This window comes from Janthinobacterium sp. HH102, assembly GCF_001758625.2.
Classification (GTDB): Bacteria; Pseudomonadota; Gammaproteobacteria; order Burkholderiales; family Burkholderiaceae_D; genus Janthinobacterium.
Genome location: NZ_CP062062.1, coordinates 5,215,606 through 5,233,183, shown reverse-complemented (window position 1 = coordinate 5,233,183; position 17,578 = coordinate 5,215,606). Strand labels below are relative to the sequence as shown.

Genomic DNA, 17,578 nt, shown 5'->3' with positions numbered 1-17,578 from the left:
AAAAAATCATTTTGCCGGCGGCTGCATCAGCACCTTGCCGCTCATGCCGGCCACCAGTTCGCCGAAGCGCCCGTCGATGACGGCGCTCAGCTTGACGGACTGGCTGACGGGGTCGACGCGGGCGCCGATGCGCTGCACCTTGGCCGGATAGCTCTTGCCCGTTTCGTCGATGCTGACCTGGAAGGGCGTGCCGTTGCGCACCCAGCTCATCCAGCGAGATGGAATGATGAATTCCAGCACCAGGGTGCTGTCGTCCAGAATTTCCAGCAGGGCCTGGCCCGGCTGCACGTACTGCTGTTCGCGCGCCTTCTGCTCGGCGATGCGGCCGGCGAACGGCGCGACGATCTGGCATTTGCCCAGCAACGCCCGGTTGGCGGCCACTTCGGCCTGCGCCTTGAGCGCTTCGGCCCTGGAAATGTCGAGTTCGACCTTGCCCACGGAATTGAGGTCGGCGAGTTTCTGGTTGCCCTGCCAGTTGGTCTCGGCCGCCATCCGCGCCGCTTCCGCCTTGGCCAGCTGCGCCTGCTGCAGCACGCAGTCGAACTGCACCAGCAACTGTCCCTGCTTGAAGGCCGCGCCTTCCGGCAGCGGCAGGCGGTTGATCTTGGCGCCGATCTCGGCGGCCAGGGTGGTGTAGCGGCGCGGCGCCAGCTGGGCGCGGATTTCCCGCGTTTCCAGCGTGGCGCCGGCGCTGGCCGGCTGCGGCGCGGCGGCCAGCGCGGTGTGCTGCAAGGTCAGGGCCAGCGCGCCGGCCAGGGTCATGCGTATTGCGGGTGCGACCAACTTCATGGACGGTCCTCAGGTGATGGCAGCTGTGCCTGGTTCCAGGTCTGCAGCGATTGCGCGACGGCCGCCGTCAGTTCGGCCAGCGGCATGTCGGACGAGCCGTTGACCACCGGTTCCATACCCAGGGTCGCTTGCAGGCGCGATGCGGCGGCCTGCGCGTTCGACAGTGCCTGGTAGCGGCGCAGCTGCGACAGGACGGCCGTGCTTTGCTGCGAAATGCGGTCCAGCGCCGACTGTTTCTGCGCCTCGGCCTGGTTGGCGATGTGCTGGGCGATACGCCCGTCCACTTCGGCGATGGCGTCGGCGCGCTCATACTGGCGGGCCGTGTTGGCGTATTGCTGACGAGCAATATGAAGCTGGCTCAGCACAGCCATCTGCATGGCCATGCGGCGCTGGTTGGCCAGGCTCACGCCCGCGTCGGCCAGGCGCATCTGCGCCGGCGCCGATAACAGGCCCAGCAGGTTGAACGAGATCTGCGCACCGGCCTCGTTCCAGTTCTGGTGGATCAGGTAATCGTCGTTGCTGTGCTTGACGCCATAGTTGAATGACAGGCCGGGGAACAGCTTGAGCATGGTGCGCCGGGTTTCCTGCTGGGCGATGCGGGCGTTGTAGATGCCTTCGCGCAGGTCGGGATTGCGCAGCAGCGCCACTTCTTCCATTTTTTCGATCGGCTGGTTCAGCCAGGCCGTATTGACGTCGCCGCCCGCTTCGACCACGCTATAGCCGCTGCTCAGCGGCAGGGCGGTCAGGGCCGCCAGTTCCACGCGCGCCGTCGACAGTTCCTGTTCGATGGTTTCCAGCAGGCGCAGGTTTTCCAGCAGCTGGCGCTGGTAGCGCAACGGTTCCAGTGGCGAACGGATGCGGTCGCTCTCCGCCGTGCGCGCATCCTTCAGGGCCGCTTCCGATTCGGCGATGGTGCTGCGCAGCAGGGGCACCAGCTTCTGCGCCGCCACCACGCGCCAGTAGGCGGTGCGCACGTCGAGTATCAGGTTGTGCAGGGCCTTGCGGCGGCGCTCGCCGGCGATCATCACGCGGTCCGCATTCTGCCGCGCCGCGTAGTAGCTCTGGCCGAAATCGAGCAGGCTCCAGGAAATGCCCAGTTCCGTGCTCAGCACCTGGCGGCTGGACGAGATGTAGGGATTGGCCAGCGACGGCGCGCCCGTGACGGAATCGACGCTGCGCGTGATCAGGTCATTGTTGCGGTCGCGGTAGCCGGCCGAGGCGATCAGCTTGGGCAGCATGTCGAACTGCCCTGCCTCGAAGGTGCCCATGGCAACGGCTTCCTCCATGGCCTTGTAGCGGCGTTCGGCGTTGTATTTGATGGCGCGGGCGATGGCGCCATCGAGGGTCAGGGGGCCGTTCAGCGCCTCCACGTCGCGCGCCAGGGCCGCCTTGTCGTCCTGCAGCGTGGCTCGGACCTCTGCCGTGGAGAGCTTGGCCGTGCCGACGTCGAGTGTCGAGCAAGCGCTCAGCAGCCATAAGCTGGCGCAGCCGAGCATGAGTGTCCTGATCGCGGAAGTGGGCATGGGATGATGTAATTGTTGAGCGCGCATTAATGGATATTCTCGAGGAAACTGCCGGGTTAATGACGGTGAAACAGTAATTTGCTTTCGAGTAAGTATATGACGTCGCACTCATTCAAATAATCAATTTTTCATTTGTTGCATATATGCCACATTTATTTATTTGAGAATGATATGTCGGGGGGATGACAAATCGATCACGGTGCGGCTGTGCTCGCAGGTCGGGCGCAGCCGCGCAGAGTGTGGCGCCATGCCTGCCGGGTCCAGGTCTGGTTGCTGGCGTGAGAATGGGGAGATACTAAATTGCTGAAATAAATATTCTATTTATTAATGGTATATATATGCCGCCAATTAAATTAACCTGCATCAAATCCTGATTATTAATAATAAGGAAATAATATCCTCCGCGCTTGTTGGTGGAGATTCTGTTGATGCCGGCGGGATGCGATGATTGTCTGGCGCGACGCTTCCGTGTTCAAGCCAGCCAGGCACGCGCCAGGCCGATGGCGGCGCAGACCAGCAGCAATTTGATGGTTCCCGCTTGAAACCTGATCAGCGCCACGCCGGCTGCCAGCGCGATGATCATCGCCAGCCAATCCCAGTGGGGCAGCGGATTTGTTTGCCAGAACACATGGCGGCCAAAGAACAGGGCCAGGCTGGCGATGACGCCCACCACGGCCGCCGAGATGGCCGTCAACGGCGCGCTCAGGCGCAAATTGCCGCGCGACGCTTCCACCAGCGGCGCACCGGCCAAAATGAAGATAAACGAGGGCAGGAAAGTAAACCAGCTGGCGACGAACGCGCCGCATATGCCCGCCAGCCACAGCTGTTCTCCCGTCACGGCATGGCTCCAGCCGCCGACAAAGCCGATGAAGGCGACGATCATGATCAGGGGGCCGGGCGTCGTCTCGCCCAGCGCCAGGCCATCCATCATCTGCGCGCTCGTGATCCAGTGGTAGTGGTCGGCGGCGCCCTGCACCAGATAGGGCAGCACGGCGTACGCGCCGCCGAACGTGAGCAGGGCGGCCTTGCTGAAAAACACGCCCATCTGCGCCAGCGGCTGGTCCGCCCCGCTCGCCAGCGCCAGGCCCAGCCAGGCGAAGAAGGCCAGCCCTAGGCCCACGGCGGCCGTGCCAAGCAGGCGCGGCCAGCGGAAGCGCGCGTGGTCCGGCGTGGGCGTGTCGTCATCGATCAGGGCGGCGCCGTAGCGGGCCGCACCGCCATGCGAGGTACCGCTGGCATGAAAATGGCCCGGCAGCCAGCGGCCGCCCGCCATGCCCAGCAGGGCGGCGGCGAGCACGATCAGCGGAAATGGCAGCCGTAGCGCGGCGATGGCGACAAATGCCGCCGCCGCGATGGCGATCAGGCTGGGACTGCGCAAGGTGCGCCGGCCCAGGCGCCAGGCGGCCGCCAGCACGATGGCGACGACGGCCGGCTTGATGCCGTACAGGATGCCGGCGATGGCGCCCACGTTGCCGTACGCCATGTAGAGCCATGACAGGGCGATCAGCACCAGCAGCGAGGGCAGCAAAAACAGCAGGCCCGCCACCAGGGCGCCGCGCGTGCGGTGCATCAGCCAGCCGATGTAGATGGCCAGCTGGGTCGCTTCCGGCCCCGGCAGCAGCATGCAGTAATTGAGGGCGTGCAGGAAACGCTGCTCCGAAATCCAGCGCCGCTTTTCCACCAGTTCCGCATGCATCATGGCGATCTGGCCGGCCGGGCCGCCAAAGCTGACGCAGCCCAGCTTGAGCCAGTACCAGAAGGCGCTGCGCAGGCTGACGGGGGCGGGAGGGGGAAGGTTGGCGTTCTCGTGCATGGCGGCTGGCTGGCAAAGGTGGGGACGTAAAAAAGGGGAAGCCTGAGCTCCCCCTTTCATCATTGGCGGCTGGGCGAACCCGGCGCGCTTATGGACGTTGCGTGTTGACCTGGATCAACGGCTCATCCGATTGCGGCGGCAATGGCTTGCGTTCGCGCGGCTTGCGCACGGGAGCGACTGCCTTGGCGGCCGCTTCCTGCGCCAGGCGCAGTTTTTCCGGATCGGTGGCAGCCAGGGTCAGACCGGCCGAACCGAGCACTGCGTCCAGGTCCAGCGGCGCAGGCACCGGCGATGGAGCCGGTGCGGAAGCTGGAGCAGCGACAGGCGCCGGTGCAGGAGCAACGACAGGTGCTGGTACCGGAGCAGGTGCAGCTTCGGCAACTACCGGTGCGGCTTGCGCCACGGCCGGCGCCGCTTCGGCGACTGGCGCTGCTGCTGGAACTTCCTCAGCCACGATGACGGTTTCCACGACAGCAACCGTTTCCACGACCGGTGCCGCTTCGACGATGACTTCCGCTGGAACAGGCGCTGGCGCCGGTGCAGCTTCCGCTTTCTCGGCAAAGCTGTACTCGGCAGCTGGCGCTGGCTCGGCAGCGGCTGGTTCAGCTTGCGCTGCAGCCACTTCGACAGGGGCTTGCGCTACGACCGGTGCAGCAACTGGCGCTGCTTCAGCGGCAGGAGCGGCTTCCTCGACCTTGGCGATGTCCACCACCTTGGCCACTTCTACCACTTCCACCACTTCCACGACGGCAGCTTCCACCGGCGCCGCGACGGCGACGACAGCGGCGGCGGCCACGACGGCGACCGGAGCAGCATCAGCGGCAGCTTCCGGCGCCGGAGCGACCGTAAAGCTGATCACTGGCGCGTCCTGGCCATCGTTCTCGCCGTTTGCCGATTCGATCAGCTCGCCCGTTTCGCGGTCGCGGCGGTTGCGGTTGCGGCCACCACGACGACGGCGGCGGCGCGGTTCTTCGCCTTCCACGTCGTTTTCCGTCTCTTCGCCTTCAGGACCGGCATTTGCCGGCGCTTTCAGCAAGCTCGTTGGCGCGGCGTCGGATTCGGGGCCGTTTGACGCCACGACCACGTTGATGGCGCTGGCGCTGGCGCCAACCAGGGCCAGTTCTTCAGCTTTCACTTCAGCAACAACAGCCTTGTCGGCGCGTGGTTCGCGGCCTTCGCGTGGCTGGCGTGGCGGACGCTCGGCACGTTCCGGACGCTCTGCGCGCTCGGGACGTTCCGCGCGCTCAGGACGTTCACCCCGTTCGCGTGGTGCCGCTGCCGTATCGCCGTTCTCGCGGGCTTCACGCGGTTCGCGTGGCGGACGCGGCGGGCGTGGCGGACGGGCCGCCTTTTCCAGTGCTTCCGCTTCTTTCGCCGCGTCGTCCTGGGCTGGGCGGCCCTGGCCAGGTTCGCGCTCTTCGCGGCCAGGCTTGCCGTTACGGCCACGGCCACGCGGGCCACGGCTGTTGCGGTCGCCACGGTCCGTGCCGGCCGGCTTGGCCGGTGCGACAGGGGCGGGCGCTGGCGCCACCGGTGCCGGGGCGCCGGTGAAGAAGCTGATGATCTTGGCGATCAGGCCTTGCGGCGCGGCAGGCGCGGCCACTGGGGCCGGTTTTGCTTCGACGGGCTTGCGCTCGACCAGCGGTGCCGGCTGGTCAGGGGTGATCGTCTTGACGACGGCTTCCTGGCGCGGCTTCGCTTCTTCCTTCTGGCGCTTGCTGTACGCCATGTCGGTTTCAGCGCTTTCGGCCAGGTTGTAGCTGGCCTGGCTGTCCTCCAGACGCGGATCGTCGTGCTTGATGCGTTCGAGCTTGTAGTGCGGCGTTTCCAGATGCTTGTTCGGGATCAGGATCACGGCGATGCGGTGACGGTTCTCGATTTTGAGTACTTCGCCGCGCTTTTCGTTCAGCAGGAAGGCGCCCACGTCCACGGGCACCTGCACGTGGATGGTGGCCGAGTTTTCCTTCATCGCCTCTTCCTGGATGATGCGCAGCACCTGCAGGGCGGACGATTCCGTGTCGCGGATGTGGCCGGTGCCGGAGCAGCGCGGGCACGTCACGTGCGAGCCTTCGGACAGCGAAGGGCGCAGGCGCTGGCGCGACAGTTCCATCAGGCCGAAGCGGGAAATCTTGCCCATTTGTACACGGGCACGGTCATGGTGCAGCGCATCTTTCAGGCGCTGTTCCACTTCGCGTTGATTTTTTGCCACTTCCATGTCGATGAAGTCGATGACGATCAAGCCGCCCAGGTCGCGCAAACGCAGCTGGCGGGCCACTTCTTCGGCCGCTTCGCAGTTGGTGTTGAAGGCGGTCGTCTCGATGTCCGAGCCGCGCGTGGCGCGGGCCGAGTTGACGTCGACGGAGACCAGCGCTTCCGTGTGGTCGATGACGATGGCGCCGCCCGATGGCAGCGGCACGGTGCGGCTGTAGGCCGTTTCGATCTGATGTTCGATCTGGAAGCGCGAGAACAGCGGCACGTCGTCGCTGTAGCGTTTTACGCGGTGCACCATGTCGGGCATCACGTGGCTCATGAACTGGTGCGCCTGGTCGTAGATCTCGTCGGTGTCGATCAGGATCTCGCCGATGTCGGGCTGGAAGTAGTCGCGGATGGCGCGGATGACGAGCGACGATTCCTGGTAGATCAGGAACGCGCCGTTGGCCGACTTGCCGGCGCCTTCGATGGCGCGCCACAGTTGCATCAGGTAATTCAAGTCCCACTGCAGTTCATCGACGTTGCGGCCGATGCCGGCGGTGCGGGCGATCACGGACATGCCAGCAGGCAAGTCCAGTTTATCCATGGTTTCGCGCAATTCCTGGCGCTCTTCCCCTTCCACGCGGCGCGATACGCCACCGCCACGCGGGTTGTTCGGCATCAATACCAGGTAACGGCCGGCCAGCGAGACGAACGAGGTCAGGGCGGCGCCCTTGTTGCCGCGCTCTTCCTTTTCCACTTGCACCATGATTTCCTGGCCTTCGCGCAGCGCTTCCTTGACGGAGGCGTTACGGACGTCGACGCCTTCGCGGAAATACGTGCGGGCAACTTCCTTGAAAGGCAGGAAGCCGTGGCGGTCTTCGCCATAGCTGACGAAGCACGCTTCGAGCGATGGCTCGATGCGCGTGATCACGCCCTTGTAGATGTTGGATTTGCGCTGTTCGCGCCCGGCTGTCTCGATATCGATGTCGATCAGTTTTTGTCCGTCGACAATCGCTACGCGCAGTTCTTCTTGCTGCGTGGCATTAAACAACATGCGTTTCATTTTTATAACTCCGCGACCCGTAGGCCATCTCAAAGCCGCTTCCGGGGAAGCGGCGAAGTACAGGGATATATGCGAGAACGGGAGTGCTGGCGGGGGAAATGCCCAGGCGTGCGGAGCAACAACGCGTACGAGGTATACGTTACGGCCGCAACAGGCGCGGTGAGGTCAATCGTCATGCCGAGTGCACGGGACACTTGCAACTCATCTGTAACAGCCCGGATGAGAATGAACTGCATCGGGGGCAGAGAATGCAAGTGGTCAGCAAATTCAGAGCCAAATCGTAAGCCGGCTCATTACAGGGATCGCGATGGCGAGGCTTGGCCTCAGCCTATTCATCGACAACCTCAGGTGACCGCATACGGGTTTGGCGAAAACGGCAAGCGTTATCAACTTCATCAACCCGCGAGCCCGACTCGATAAGTCGCGCTAACGGGTACTTATCCTTATAATCCCACACTCACTTCAGCATCTCCACGCGTTATCCGATTACAACTACGGTGCAACCTTGATTCGCGCAGGGATGGTGCATATACATTTTTTTCCACCGAATTTGCAATTTGGCGAGGCCGGTGGAGACGCCCCTGTGTAAAATGTGCTTTTATTCTTACACTCGCAGCAGCCAGGGCCGCAGCAAAAACAATTATATATTCAAAATGAAGGACTTAGAGAGATTTCTGGGAAGACATAGTAAATGAAGAGTCAAAATGATGTTGTTCCCCCTTCAACACCCCCGGTTCAGCCGCAAGCCCAATTCGTAACGATCGCCGAGGAAGAAGCAGGCCAGCGCATCGACAACTACTTATTAAGAGTGTGCAAGGGAGTGCCTAAAAGCCACATCTACCGGATCTTGCGATCGGGAGAGGTGCGCGTGAATAAAGGCCGTATCGATCAGCTGTACCGCCTCGCCGCCGGCGACGTGGTGCGCATTCCACCCGTGCGCGTGGCCGAAAAGGCGCCCACGGGCGCGCCGGCCGCCGAATTCAAGATCATCTTCGAAGATGCGCAGCTGCTCGTCATCGACAAGCCGGCCGGCGTGGCCGTGCATGGCGGCTCGGGCGTATCGTTCGGCGTGATTGAGCAATTGCGCGCCTCGCGCCCCGACGCCAAGTTCCTGGAACTGGTGCACCGCCTGGACCGCGACACGTCCGGCTTGCTGTTGCTGGCAAAGAAACGCACGGCGCTGACCAACCTGCACGAGCAGATGCGCGACGGCCTTACCGACAAGCGCTACCTGGTGCTGGTGGCCGGCGACTGGAAGAATGCGCGCCAGCATATCAAGTTGCCGCTGCATAAATATACGACGGCCGAAGGCGAGCGCCGGGTGGCCGTGCAGGCCGATGGCCTGGCGTCGCACACGGTGTTTTCACTGTTGCATAAATATCACAACTTCGCCTTGCTGGAAGCGGAATTGAAGACGGGACGCACGCACCAGATCCGCGTGCACCTGTCGTCGTCCGGTTTCCCCATCGCCGGCGACGATAAATATGGCGACTTTGCCCTCAACCGTGCCCTGTTGAAAGCCGACAGCACGCGCGGCGCCCTGAAGCGCATGTTCCTGCACGCGCACCAGATCACGTTTACGCACCCTGAAACGGGCAAGACGATGACCCTGAACGCGCCGCTGGCTGCCGAATGCGAGCGTTTCTTGGTAAGCTTGGGCAAACCATTGGCCGTTGCCGCACGATAATTGGGAGTTACTTAACGATCCACCGCGTGCGCGCGACACTACTCACAAGGTAGTCAGTCGCCATCATTCATTCTCAAGGAGCCGGCGGCTATGCCGTCGGGAAACATGGCAAGAAAGCAATTTGATCTGATCGTCTTCGATTGGGACGGTACCCTGATAGACAGTACCTCGACCATCGTCAAGTGCATCCAGGCATCGGCCAAAGACCTGGGCTTGCCCATTCCCACCGAGTTGCTGGCCTCGCATGTGATCGGCCTGGGTTTGCAAGAGGCGATGCAGCTGGTGATGCCCGACGTGGAGCCGAAATACCATGCGCGCATGGCCGAGCGCTACCGCTATCACTATCTGTCGCGCGACCATGAGCTGACCCTGTTTCCCGGCGTACACGAGATGCTGCTGGAACTCTCGCAGCAAGCGTACTTTCTCGCCGTCGCCACGGGCAAGAGCCGTGTCGGCCTGAATCGTTCGCTGAATGCCGTCAAGCTGCTGTCCCTGTTCGATGCGACGCGCTGCGCCGATGAAACGTTTTCCAAGCCCCATCCGGCCATGCTGCAGGAGCTGACGCGCGAACTGGGCCAGGACATGCGCCGCACCGTGATGATCGGCGACACCAGCCATGATTTGTTGATGGCAAGCAATGCAGGTGCGGCGGGTATTGCCGTAGAGTATGGAGCGCATCCGGTGGCGCAGTTGCAGGCTTGCAATCCGCTGTATTCGGCCGCCACGGTGGCCGACCTGCACCAATGGCTGAGCGAGCACGCATGATGACTGATGTTACGGAAGTGTTGATTTGTGCGGCCGACGCCGTGGCCGATGGCGGCAAGGGCGTGCGCTTTCCCGTCGCGGCCGGCGGCGAAACGACCACGGGCTTTGTCGTGCGCCACGGCGGCAAGGCATATGGCTACCTGAACCGCTGTGCCCACGTACCGATCGAACTGGACTGGGCCGAAGGCGAGTTTTTCGAGTCCAGCGGCTTGTACCTGATGTGTTCGACGCATGGCGCCATCTATGTGCCGGAGAGCGGCTACTGCGCGGGCGGCCCGTGCAAGGGCGGCCGCTTGCGTCCGATACCCGTGACCGAGCGCGATGGCCAGCTGTACTGGCAGCCCGATGAGTATGTCCAGCCGCTGCCAGCCTGAAGTCCGGCAGCGGCATTATTGCAATTTAAACAAAGTGAACCATGAGCGAAAACACGAATGACAAGCTGGACAGCAGCGCGCCAGCCGCCGGCCACGGCGCCCCTGCGGGCAACTGGGAGCGCGACGTGCTGGAAAAGCTGGTATTTGCCACTTTGCAAGAGCAGCGCGCGCACCGCCGCTGGAGCATCTTCTTCAAGGTCTTCGGCCTGCTGATCGTGCTGTTTGCGCTGTGGGTGTTTTATGACTACAACACGGCCGACGACAGCGAGACCCTGGGCCGCCATACGGCCCTGATCGACATCAGCGGCGCCATCGAGTCCGAAGGCAGCGGCTCGGCCGCCGTCGTCATCCCCGCGCTGGACAAGGCGTTTTCCGATAGCGGCTCCGTGGCCGTGGTGCTGCATATTAATAGTCCGGGCGGCAGTCCCGTGCAGGCCGGCATGATCGTCGACGAGATGCAGCGCTTGCGCAAGGGCTATCCGGACAAGCCCTTGTATGTGGTGGTCGATGAAATGTGCGCCTCGGGCGGCTATTACATCGCGGCCGCCGCCGACCGCATCTACGTCAACAAGGCCAGCGTGGTCGGCTCGATCGGCGTGCTGATGGATGGCTTCGGCTTTACGGGCGTGATGGAAAAGGTCGGCGTCGAGCGGCGTCTGCTGACGGCGGGCGAGAACAAGGGCTTCATGGACCCGTTCAGCCCCCTGACGGAAAAGCACAAGGCGTATGCGCAAGGCATGCTCAATGAAATCCACCAGCAATTCATCGAGGTGGTGCGGGCGGGGCGGGGCAAGCGACTGAAGGAAACGGCCGATACCTTCTCGGGCCTGTACTGGACGGGGGCGAAAGCCGTGGAAATGGGCCTGGCCGACGATTTCGGCACGGTCGACAGCGTGGCGCGCGACGTCGTCAAGGCGGAAGACATCGTCGACTACACGCAACATGAAGGCTTGCCGGAGCGCGTGCTCAAAAAGTTTGGCGCCGCCATGGGCGCGGGCGCCATGAAGGCGGCCGTGCAGCAGTCACAACCGGCGTTGCGCTGAGGACATCACTCTTGGCTGGCAGGCAAGCCAGTCGAGAATGATTTTCAATAAGGTGGTAAATTGGCTTGAAAATGGGGCTGCTTGGGCTATAGTGAAAGCGTAGTTCTTTTCAAGGAGGGGCGATATATCAACTATGTTGTCAGTACTAACTTGATTGGCAAGTCTTGGAACTACTCGCCGCATCGCAGATGTGGTTTTGAGTGAATTTACATTCCTCACTAAAGTCCCGATGGGGCTTGGGAACGGCGGCGCAATGCCGCCGTTTCCTTTTGTTCCTCGTTCGTGCCGGATGGACCGGTGTTGCCGGATGTGGTGTCTGGGCGTGCTGGCAAGGCAGGCATGCGAGGGCAGGGCATGGCTGGGTGAATGGGCCGGTTTCAGACGGCGCAGCCGTTGCAGTGCGCGGACACGCTGCTTGCCTGCCGGGCCGGCGTCGCGATGGTGCTGGCGTTGGCGCCGGAACTGATGTCAGGCGGCGTGTCCGCCATGGCGGGCGCCGGCACGTTCTCGGTTTCCGCATCCGTTTGCGCAAAACCGCCCAGCTCCAGCCAGCACATGAAATGGCATTGAGCCTCGGCATGCCAGTGCGTCTGGCTTGCTGGCGACGGCGTTGCGTTCCCGTCCTGCTGCGCAGGGGTGTTGCTCCAGCGCGCCACGCCGAGTCTGACCTTGTGCATGGCCGCCTGTTCCGTAGCGATGCGCTGGCGCATGTCGGCGATGCTGCCTTCTAAGGCGATGGTATCGGTATGCTTCATACAATGTCCTTGTGAGTCGTTGCCTGGTTATTATTCCTAAAGCTCGTTAGGCGGATTCCTAACGAAGTTTCAGTCTATCAATGCGATATTCCAAGCGCTTGATATTTCTCAAAGGAATTGACCATTTATATCGAAATCTCACCTTGCACTTCAGCTCATCTGTGCCTGCGCAAGGCTGGTGCGACCTCGGCGGCCTGGTACAGGGCCGCTTCACGCTGCCAGCCGCTTCTGGTAAAGTCACGCCCATGAGTAAATTATCCCTAGACCGCATCCTGCAATCGCAGGGTTTTGGCACCCGTAAATATTGCCGTTCCCTTATCGAAGATGGCGATGTCGTCATCGATGGCGTCACCCAGACCAATTACCGCACCACCGTCGAGACCGACGGCCTGGTGCTGCACGTGTTCGAAGAAGAGTGGGTGTACCGCGCCCACCTGTACCTGGCGCTGAATAAGCCCGCCAACTTCGAATGCTCGCGCAAACCCAGCCATCATCCCGGCGTGCTGACCCTGCTGCCGGAACAGTTTACCTGGCGCGAAGTCCAGCCCGTCGGCCGGCTCGACCACGATACGACGGGCATGCTGCTGATGTCCGACGATGGCCCCTTTATCCATGCACAATCGTCGCCGAAGCGTCACGTTCCGAAAATTTACCAGGCCACGACGCAAGAGCCCGTGACCGATGAACTGGTGGCCCTGCTGCTGGCCGGCGTGCAATTGCACGACGAACCGGCCCCGCTGGCCGCCCTCGTCTGTGTCAAGCGCGGCGAGTACCAGCTGGAAATCGTGCTCGAGCAAGGCAAATACCACCAGGTCAAGCGCATGCTGGCCGCCGCCGGCAACCATTGCAGCGCGCTGCACCGTTCCGCCATCGGCAGCCTGACCCTGGAATCGCTGGGCATTGCGGAAGGCGAGTGGTGCTACCTGACGCCCGAGCAGATCGCTCTCCTCGCGTAAAACTCTTCTGACCGTCAAAGCCGGGAATATCCCGGCTTTTTGGCGTCTTTAGCCTTCAATTGCCTGCATTTGACGAAGTTTTCCCTACATGAAATTAGCAACCCTGAACGATGGCACGCGCGATGGCCAGCTGGCTGTCGTCTCGCGCGACCTGAAAACGGCCCATCTGGCCGACGGCATCGCCTCGACCCTGCAAAAGGCGCTCGACGACTGGAGTTTCATCGCGCCCCAGCTGGACTTGTTGTACCAGACCATCAATAGCGGCCGCGGCCATCGCGCCTTCGAGTTCGATCCCGCCAACTGCATGGCGCCTTTGCCGCGCAGCAGTTTGCGCGTGGCCGGCGCTTCTTATCTGCAGCAGATCGAGCGGGCCTGCAAGGCGGCGGGAACTGAAGTGCCCGCGAATCTGCGCGAATCGCCGCGACTGTACCAGGGCGCCAGCGACGATTTTCTCGGCGCCCACGACGACATCATCCTGGCGCACGAGCAGTGGGGCATCGATTACGAAGCGGGCATCGCCGCCATCACGGACGACGTGGCCATGGGCTCGACGCCGGACCAGGCGCACCTGAACATCAAGCTGTTGATGCTGGTCAACGACATCACCTTGCGCAACCTGGCGCCGGACGAACAGGCGAGCGGCTACGGCTTCCTGCAGGCGAAGCCGGCCATGGCGTGTTCGCCCGTCGCCGTCACGCCAGACGAACTGGGCGACGCCTGGCGCGGCGGCAAAGTGCACTACGCCTTGCGTTGCAGCCTGAACGGCAAGTTGACGGGCCAGCCCCACGCGGGCGCCGACATGGCGTTCAATTACCCGCAATTGCTCGCCCATCTGTGCCAGACGCGCAACGCGCGCGCCGGCAGTGTGGTCAGCGCGGGCGGCGTCGCCAACAAGGAGATCAAGAAGGGATTTTCCAGCATCGTTGAGCGACGTAACCAGGAGATGATCGCCGATGGCGTCGCCAGCACGCCGTACTTGCTGTTTGGTGATGTTGTTCGTTTGGAAATGCTGGGCGATGACGGCAAGTCGCTGTTTGGCGCCATCGAGCAGACGGTGAAACAGGCCGAGGCGCGCAAGTCCCGCTAAGGTTACCGGAGAGTAAAGGAAATACAGGGGATTTGCCCCCCTGTTCCGCCGATGGCGCGCGCCCGCTTGAACCGATAATGCGTCATGCCCAGTCCGTATTGCGCCTAGCCAGGCTGCAGGACTTCACCGGAGTTGATTGATGTCGGAAGACAGCGACGCAGAAAAGACCGAAGCCGCGTCACCGAAGCGCCTCGAGCAGGCGCGTGAGGAAGGCGACGTTCCGCGATCGCGTGAAGTGGCCACGTTTACGGTGTTGATGGCGTCCGGCTGCTGTCTGTGGTTTGCCGGCGACGCCATCGTGCGGCGACTGACGGCTGTCATGGTTTCCGGGCTGACCCTGGACCGGGAACAGATCCTCAATCCCGACGCGATGATGTTGCGCATCGGCTACGACGTGGGTTCCGTTCTGCTGACTTGCCTGCCGTACGCCGCGGCCATCATGCTCGTCGCCCTCGCGTCGCCCGTGCTGGTGGGCGGCTGGCTGTTCAGTTCCAAGGCGTTCACCCCCAATTTTGGCAAGCTCAACCCGATTCGCGGCCTGGGCAATATGTTTTCGAAGAATGCGCTGGTGGAGCTGCTCAAGGCCATCGCCAAGACCCTCGTCGTCGGCGTCGTCGCCTGGATGGTGATGCAGCATCAAAAGGATGCCGTGCTGGGCCTGTCGGTGGAATCCCTGCGCGCCGGTTCGGCCCATCTGATCAGCCTGCTGATCACGGCCTTCCTGCTGATCGTCGGCGCGCTGGGCCTGATCGCCGCCATCGATGGTCCGTACCAGATGTGGCATTACGCCAACAAGATGAAAATGTCCTTGCAGGAAGTCAAGCAAGAGGCGAAGGAGTCGGACGGCAATCCGCAGATCAAGGCGAAGATACGCCAGATGCAGCATGAAATGTCGCGCCGCCGCATGATGGCCGACGTGCCGACGGCCGACGTGGTGGTGACCAATCCTACCCACTACGCCGTGGCCTTGAAGTATGGCGAGAATTCGCGCGGCGCGCCGCAGGTGGTGGCCAAGGGTATCGACGAAGTGGCGGCGAAGATCCGCGAACTGGCGGGCGAACACAAGGTCGCCATCCTGGAAGCGCCCGCCCTGGCGCGCGCGCTGTACAAGCACACGGACATCGGCGACGAGATTCCCGAGGCGCTGTACGGCGCCGTGGCCGAAGTACTGGCCTACGTGTTCCAGCTGCGCAGCTACGGCAACGGCCATGGCGAGCGCCCCGACAAGCCGAAAAAACTCGACGTGCCGCCCGAGCTCGATCCGCTCGACCCCGCATCGCAGACCAAACCCGCGGCAGACGCGGCAGACAAGAATAAAGGAAGTACACCATGAACGGCCTGAGATTGCCAGCCTGGCTCAGCGGAATGGGCAACAATGCCAGCAAGGGTGTCGCCGCGCCGATCATCATCATCATGCTGCTGGCGATGATGGTGTTGCCGCTGCCGGCCTTCATCCTCGACATTTTCTTCAGCTTTAATATCGCGCTGTCCATCATCGTGCTGCTGACGGCGCTGTACACGGTCAAGCCGCTCGACTTCATGGCCTTCCCGACCATCCTGCTCGTGTCGACCATGCTGCGCCTGTCGCTGAACGTGGCGTCCACGCGCGTCGTGCTGACGGAAGGCCATACGGGCGCCGACGCGGCCGGTAAAGTGATCGAAGCGTTCGGTCACTTCTTAATTGGCGGCAACTACACGGTCGGTATCGTGGTGTTTATCATTTTGACGATCATCAACTTTACCGTCGTGACCAAGGGTGCGGGCCGTATTGCCGAGGTGGGCGCCCGCTTCGCGCTGGACGCCATGCCTGGTAAGCAGATGGCCATCGATGCCGACCTGAACGCCGGCCTGATCGGCGAAGACGAAGCGCGCCGCCGCCGCACGGAAGTGGCGCAGGAAGCGGAATTCTACGGCGCCATGGACGGCGCCAGCAAATACGTGCGCGGCGACGCCATCGCCGGCATCATGGTGACCGTCATCAATATTGTCGGCGGCCTGCTGGTGGGCTTGCTGCAGCATGACATGGGTTTTGCCGATGCACTGAAGAACTACACGCTGCTGGCCATCGGTGACGGCCTGGTGGCGCAGATTCCTTCGCTGATCATTTCCACGGCGGCCGGTATCGTCGTCTCGCGCGTGGCCAGCGAACAGGACATCGGCACCCAGTTGGTGGGGCAATTGTTTGCGAAACCGCAAGTGCTGTACATTACCGCCGGCATCATCGGCGGCATGGGCCTGATTCCCGGCATGCCGAACATGGTCTTCATCCTGCTGGCGTCATTGCTGGCCGGCTCCGCCTATTTGATCAGCAAGAAACGCACGCAGGAAAAAGCGGCGGCCGAAAAGCCGGCCGAAGCGCCGCCAGCCACGGTGGCGCCCGAGCAGGAAGAAGCCAGCTGGCAAGACATCATGCCCGTCGACACCCTGGGCCTGGAAGTGGGCTACCGTTTGATCCCCCTGGTCGACAAGACGCAGGGCGGCGAATTGCTCAAGCGCATCAAAGGCATCCGCAAGAAATTTGCCCAGGAAGTGGGTTTTCTGGCGCCGCCCGTGCATATCCGCGACAACCTGGAATTGAAGCCGTCCGCCTACCGCATCACCCTCAAGGGCGTGGAAGTGGGCGTGGGCGAAGCGTTCAACGGCCAGTTCCTGGCGATCAATCCCGGCATGGCCAGCGGCACCTTGCCGGGCCTGGCCACGAGCGACCCCGCGTTCGGCTTGCCTGCCACCTGGATCGACGCCAGCCTGCGCGACCAGGCCCAATCGATGGGCTACACGGTCGTCGATGCGGGCACCGTGGTGGCCACGCACTTGAATCACCTGATCACCTCGCATGCGTCCGAGCTGCTGGGCCGCGCGGAAGTGCAGTCGCTGCTCGACCACCTGGGCAAGGATGCGCCGCGCCTGGTCGAAGACCTGGTGCCGAAGATGCTGTCGCTGTCGACCCTGCAGAAAGTGCTGCAGAACCTGCTGGCCGAGGGCGTGCACATCCGCGACATGCGCACCATCATCGAAACCCTGGCCGAGCATACGGTCCATACGCAAGACCCGAACGACCTGACGGCGCTGGTGCGCGTCTCGCTGGGCCGCGCCATCGTGCAGCAGCTGTTCCCCGGCGCGGCCGAGTTGTCCGTGATGACCCTCGACAGCCGCCTGGAACGCCTGCTGATGCAGGCGATGGGCAATGGCGGCGACGGCGCCGGGATCGAGCCGGGCCTGGCCGACACCATCGCGCACCAGGCGGGCCTGGCCGCGCAGCAGCAGGAAGCGCTGGGCCTGACGCCCGTGCTGCTGGTGCCGGCGCCGCTGCGCGCCCTGCTGTCGCGCTTCCTGCGCCGCGCCTTGCCGCAGCTCAAAGTGCTGTCGCATGCGGAAGTGCCGGAAACCAAGACGATCCGCGTCACCAGCCTGGTGGGCGCGCAATAGTCGACAGCATTAGTACCGGGGTCAGACCCCCTCCAGCGTTAGCGCGGAGCTTTGCGTTAGCGTTAGTGGGGGTCTGACCCCCAGCTTCTCAGCCCTTGCTTTTG

General features: G+C 62.8%; 13 protein-coding genes. 8 read left to right on the top strand and 5 right to left on the bottom strand.

Annotated elements, in window-relative coordinates:
- Window positions 1-6: 6 nt before the first annotated feature.
- The 4 genes from JAB4_RS23815 to JAB4_RS23800 all read right to left on the bottom strand — a co-directional run bounded on the left by JAB4_RS23815 (window position 7) and on the right by JAB4_RS23800 (window position 7,381).
- Window positions 7-789 (bottom strand): efflux RND transporter periplasmic adaptor subunit, encoded by a 783-nt coding sequence (locus JAB4_RS23815; RefSeq protein WP_227742020.1) that lies wholly within the window; start codon window positions 787-789, stop codon window positions 7-9.
- Window positions 786-2,285, bottom strand: coding sequence for a TolC family protein (locus tag JAB4_RS23810; RefSeq protein ID WP_070220192.1), 1,500 nt, complete (start codon window positions 2,283-2,285; stop codon window positions 786-788). The genes JAB4_RS23815 and JAB4_RS23810 overlap by 4 nt, the downstream gene beginning before the upstream one ends.
- A 499-nt stretch (window positions 2,286-2,784) precedes the next feature.
- Complete coding sequence (chrA, locus tag JAB4_RS23805; protein WP_070220190.1) at window positions 2,785-4,125, bottom strand: chromate efflux transporter; 1,341 nt, start codon at window positions 4,123-4,125, stop codon at window positions 2,785-2,787.
- Window positions 4,126-4,213: 88 nt separating this feature from the next.
- Window positions 4,214-7,381, bottom strand: coding sequence for an Rne/Rng family ribonuclease (locus tag JAB4_RS23800; RefSeq protein WP_070220188.1), 3,168 nt, complete (start codon window positions 7,379-7,381; stop codon window positions 4,214-4,216).
- Window positions 7,382-8,072: 691 nt separating this feature from the next.
- Here JAB4_RS23800 and JAB4_RS23795 point away from each other — a divergent pair.
- The 4 genes from JAB4_RS23795 (at window position 8,073) to JAB4_RS23780 (ending at window position 11,250) form a co-directional block, all read left to right on the top strand.
- Complete coding sequence (locus JAB4_RS23795; RefSeq protein ID WP_070220186.1) at window positions 8,073-9,068, top strand: RluA family pseudouridine synthase; 996 nt, start codon at window positions 8,073-8,075, stop codon at window positions 9,066-9,068.
- Window positions 9,069-9,173: 105 nt separating this feature from the next.
- The gene (locus JAB4_RS23790) at window positions 9,174-9,833 is read left to right on the top strand and encodes an HAD-IA family hydrolase (RefSeq protein ID WP_070220184.1); all 660 of its coding nucleotides are present in this window, start codon (window positions 9,174-9,176) and stop codon (window positions 9,831-9,833) included.
- Window positions 9,830-10,207 (top strand): Rieske 2Fe-2S domain-containing protein, encoded by a 378-nt coding sequence (locus JAB4_RS23785; protein ID WP_175444725.1) that lies wholly within the window; start codon window positions 9,830-9,832, stop codon window positions 10,205-10,207. The genes JAB4_RS23790 and JAB4_RS23785 overlap by 4 nt, the downstream gene beginning before the upstream one ends.
- 41 nt (window positions 10,208-10,248) lie before the next feature.
- Complete coding sequence (locus JAB4_RS23780) at window positions 10,249-11,250, top strand: S49 family peptidase (protein ID WP_070220183.1); 1,002 nt, start codon at window positions 10,249-10,251, stop codon at window positions 11,248-11,250.
- Window positions 11,251-11,627: 377 nt separating this feature from the next.
- Here the strand turns inward: JAB4_RS23780 and JAB4_RS23775 are convergent, their stop codons facing one another.
- Window positions 11,628-12,005: a hypothetical protein gene (locus JAB4_RS23775; protein WP_070220180.1), complete on the bottom strand. Its 378-nt coding sequence runs from the start codon at window positions 12,003-12,005 to the stop codon at window positions 11,628-11,630.
- 245 nt (window positions 12,006-12,250) lie between these two features.
- Between JAB4_RS23775 and JAB4_RS23770 the strand changes: the two genes are divergently transcribed.
- The 4 genes from JAB4_RS23770 (at window position 12,251) to flhA (ending at window position 17,474) form a co-directional block, all read left to right on the top strand.
- Window positions 12,251-12,961, top strand: coding sequence for a 16S rRNA pseudouridine(516) synthase (locus JAB4_RS23770; protein WP_070220200.1), 711 nt, complete (start codon window positions 12,251-12,253; stop codon window positions 12,959-12,961).
- A gap of 88 nt (window positions 12,962-13,049) precedes the next feature.
- The gene (locus JAB4_RS23765; protein WP_070220178.1) at window positions 13,050-14,048 is read left to right on the top strand and encodes a fumarylacetoacetate hydrolase family protein; all 999 of its coding nucleotides are present in this window, start codon (window positions 13,050-13,052) and stop codon (window positions 14,046-14,048) included.
- 139 nt (window positions 14,049-14,187) lie between these two features.
- The gene (flhB, locus tag JAB4_RS23760) at window positions 14,188-15,381 is read left to right on the top strand and encodes a flagellar biosynthesis protein FlhB (RefSeq protein ID WP_070220176.1); all 1,194 of its coding nucleotides are present in this window, start codon (window positions 14,188-14,190) and stop codon (window positions 15,379-15,381) included.
- Window positions 15,378-17,474: a flagellar biosynthesis protein FlhA gene (gene flhA, locus JAB4_RS23755; protein WP_070220174.1), complete on the top strand. Its 2,097-nt coding sequence runs from the start codon at window positions 15,378-15,380 to the stop codon at window positions 17,472-17,474. Before flhB ends, flhA begins: the two co-directional genes overlap by 4 nt.
- Window positions 17,475-17,578 lie beyond the last annotated feature (104 nt).

Excerpts from the sequence above, each read along its gene's own strand:
- JAB4_RS23815 (WP_227742020.1), bottom strand. The coding sequence starts at position 789 with ATGAAGTTGGTCGCACCCGCAATACGCATGACCCTGGCCGGCGCGCTG.
- JAB4_RS23810 (WP_070220192.1), bottom strand. The coding sequence starts at position 2,285 with ATGCTCGGCTGCGCCAGCTTATGGCTGCTGAGCGCTTGCTCGACACTC.
- chrA (WP_070220190.1), bottom strand. The coding sequence starts at position 4,125 with ATGCACGAGAACGCCAACCTTCCCCCTCCCGCCCCCGTCAGCCTGCGC.
- JAB4_RS23800 (WP_070220188.1), bottom strand. The coding sequence starts at position 7,381 with ATGAAACGCATGTTGTTTAATGCCACGCAGCAAGAAGAACTGCGCGTA.
- JAB4_RS23795 (WP_070220186.1), top strand. The coding sequence starts at position 8,073 with ATGAAGAGTCAAAATGATGTTGTTCCCCCTTCAACACCCCCGGTTCAG.
- JAB4_RS23790 (WP_070220184.1), top strand. The coding sequence starts at position 9,174 with ATGGCAAGAAAGCAATTTGATCTGATCGTCTTCGATTGGGACGGTACC.
- JAB4_RS23785 (WP_175444725.1), top strand. The coding sequence starts at position 9,830 with ATGATGACTGATGTTACGGAAGTGTTGATTTGTGCGGCCGACGCCGTG.
- JAB4_RS23780 (WP_070220183.1), top strand. The coding sequence starts at position 10,249 with ATGAGCGAAAACACGAATGACAAGCTGGACAGCAGCGCGCCAGCCGCC.
- JAB4_RS23775 (WP_070220180.1), bottom strand. The coding sequence starts at position 12,005 with ATGAAGCATACCGATACCATCGCCTTAGAAGGCAGCATCGCCGACATG.
- JAB4_RS23770 (WP_070220200.1), top strand. The coding sequence starts at position 12,251 with ATGAGTAAATTATCCCTAGACCGCATCCTGCAATCGCAGGGTTTTGGC.
- JAB4_RS23765 (WP_070220178.1), top strand. The coding sequence starts at position 13,050 with ATGAAATTAGCAACCCTGAACGATGGCACGCGCGATGGCCAGCTGGCT.
- flhB (WP_070220176.1), top strand. The coding sequence starts at position 14,188 with ATGTCGGAAGACAGCGACGCAGAAAAGACCGAAGCCGCGTCACCGAAG.
- flhA (WP_070220174.1), top strand. The coding sequence starts at position 15,378 with ATGAACGGCCTGAGATTGCCAGCCTGGCTCAGCGGAATGGGCAACAAT.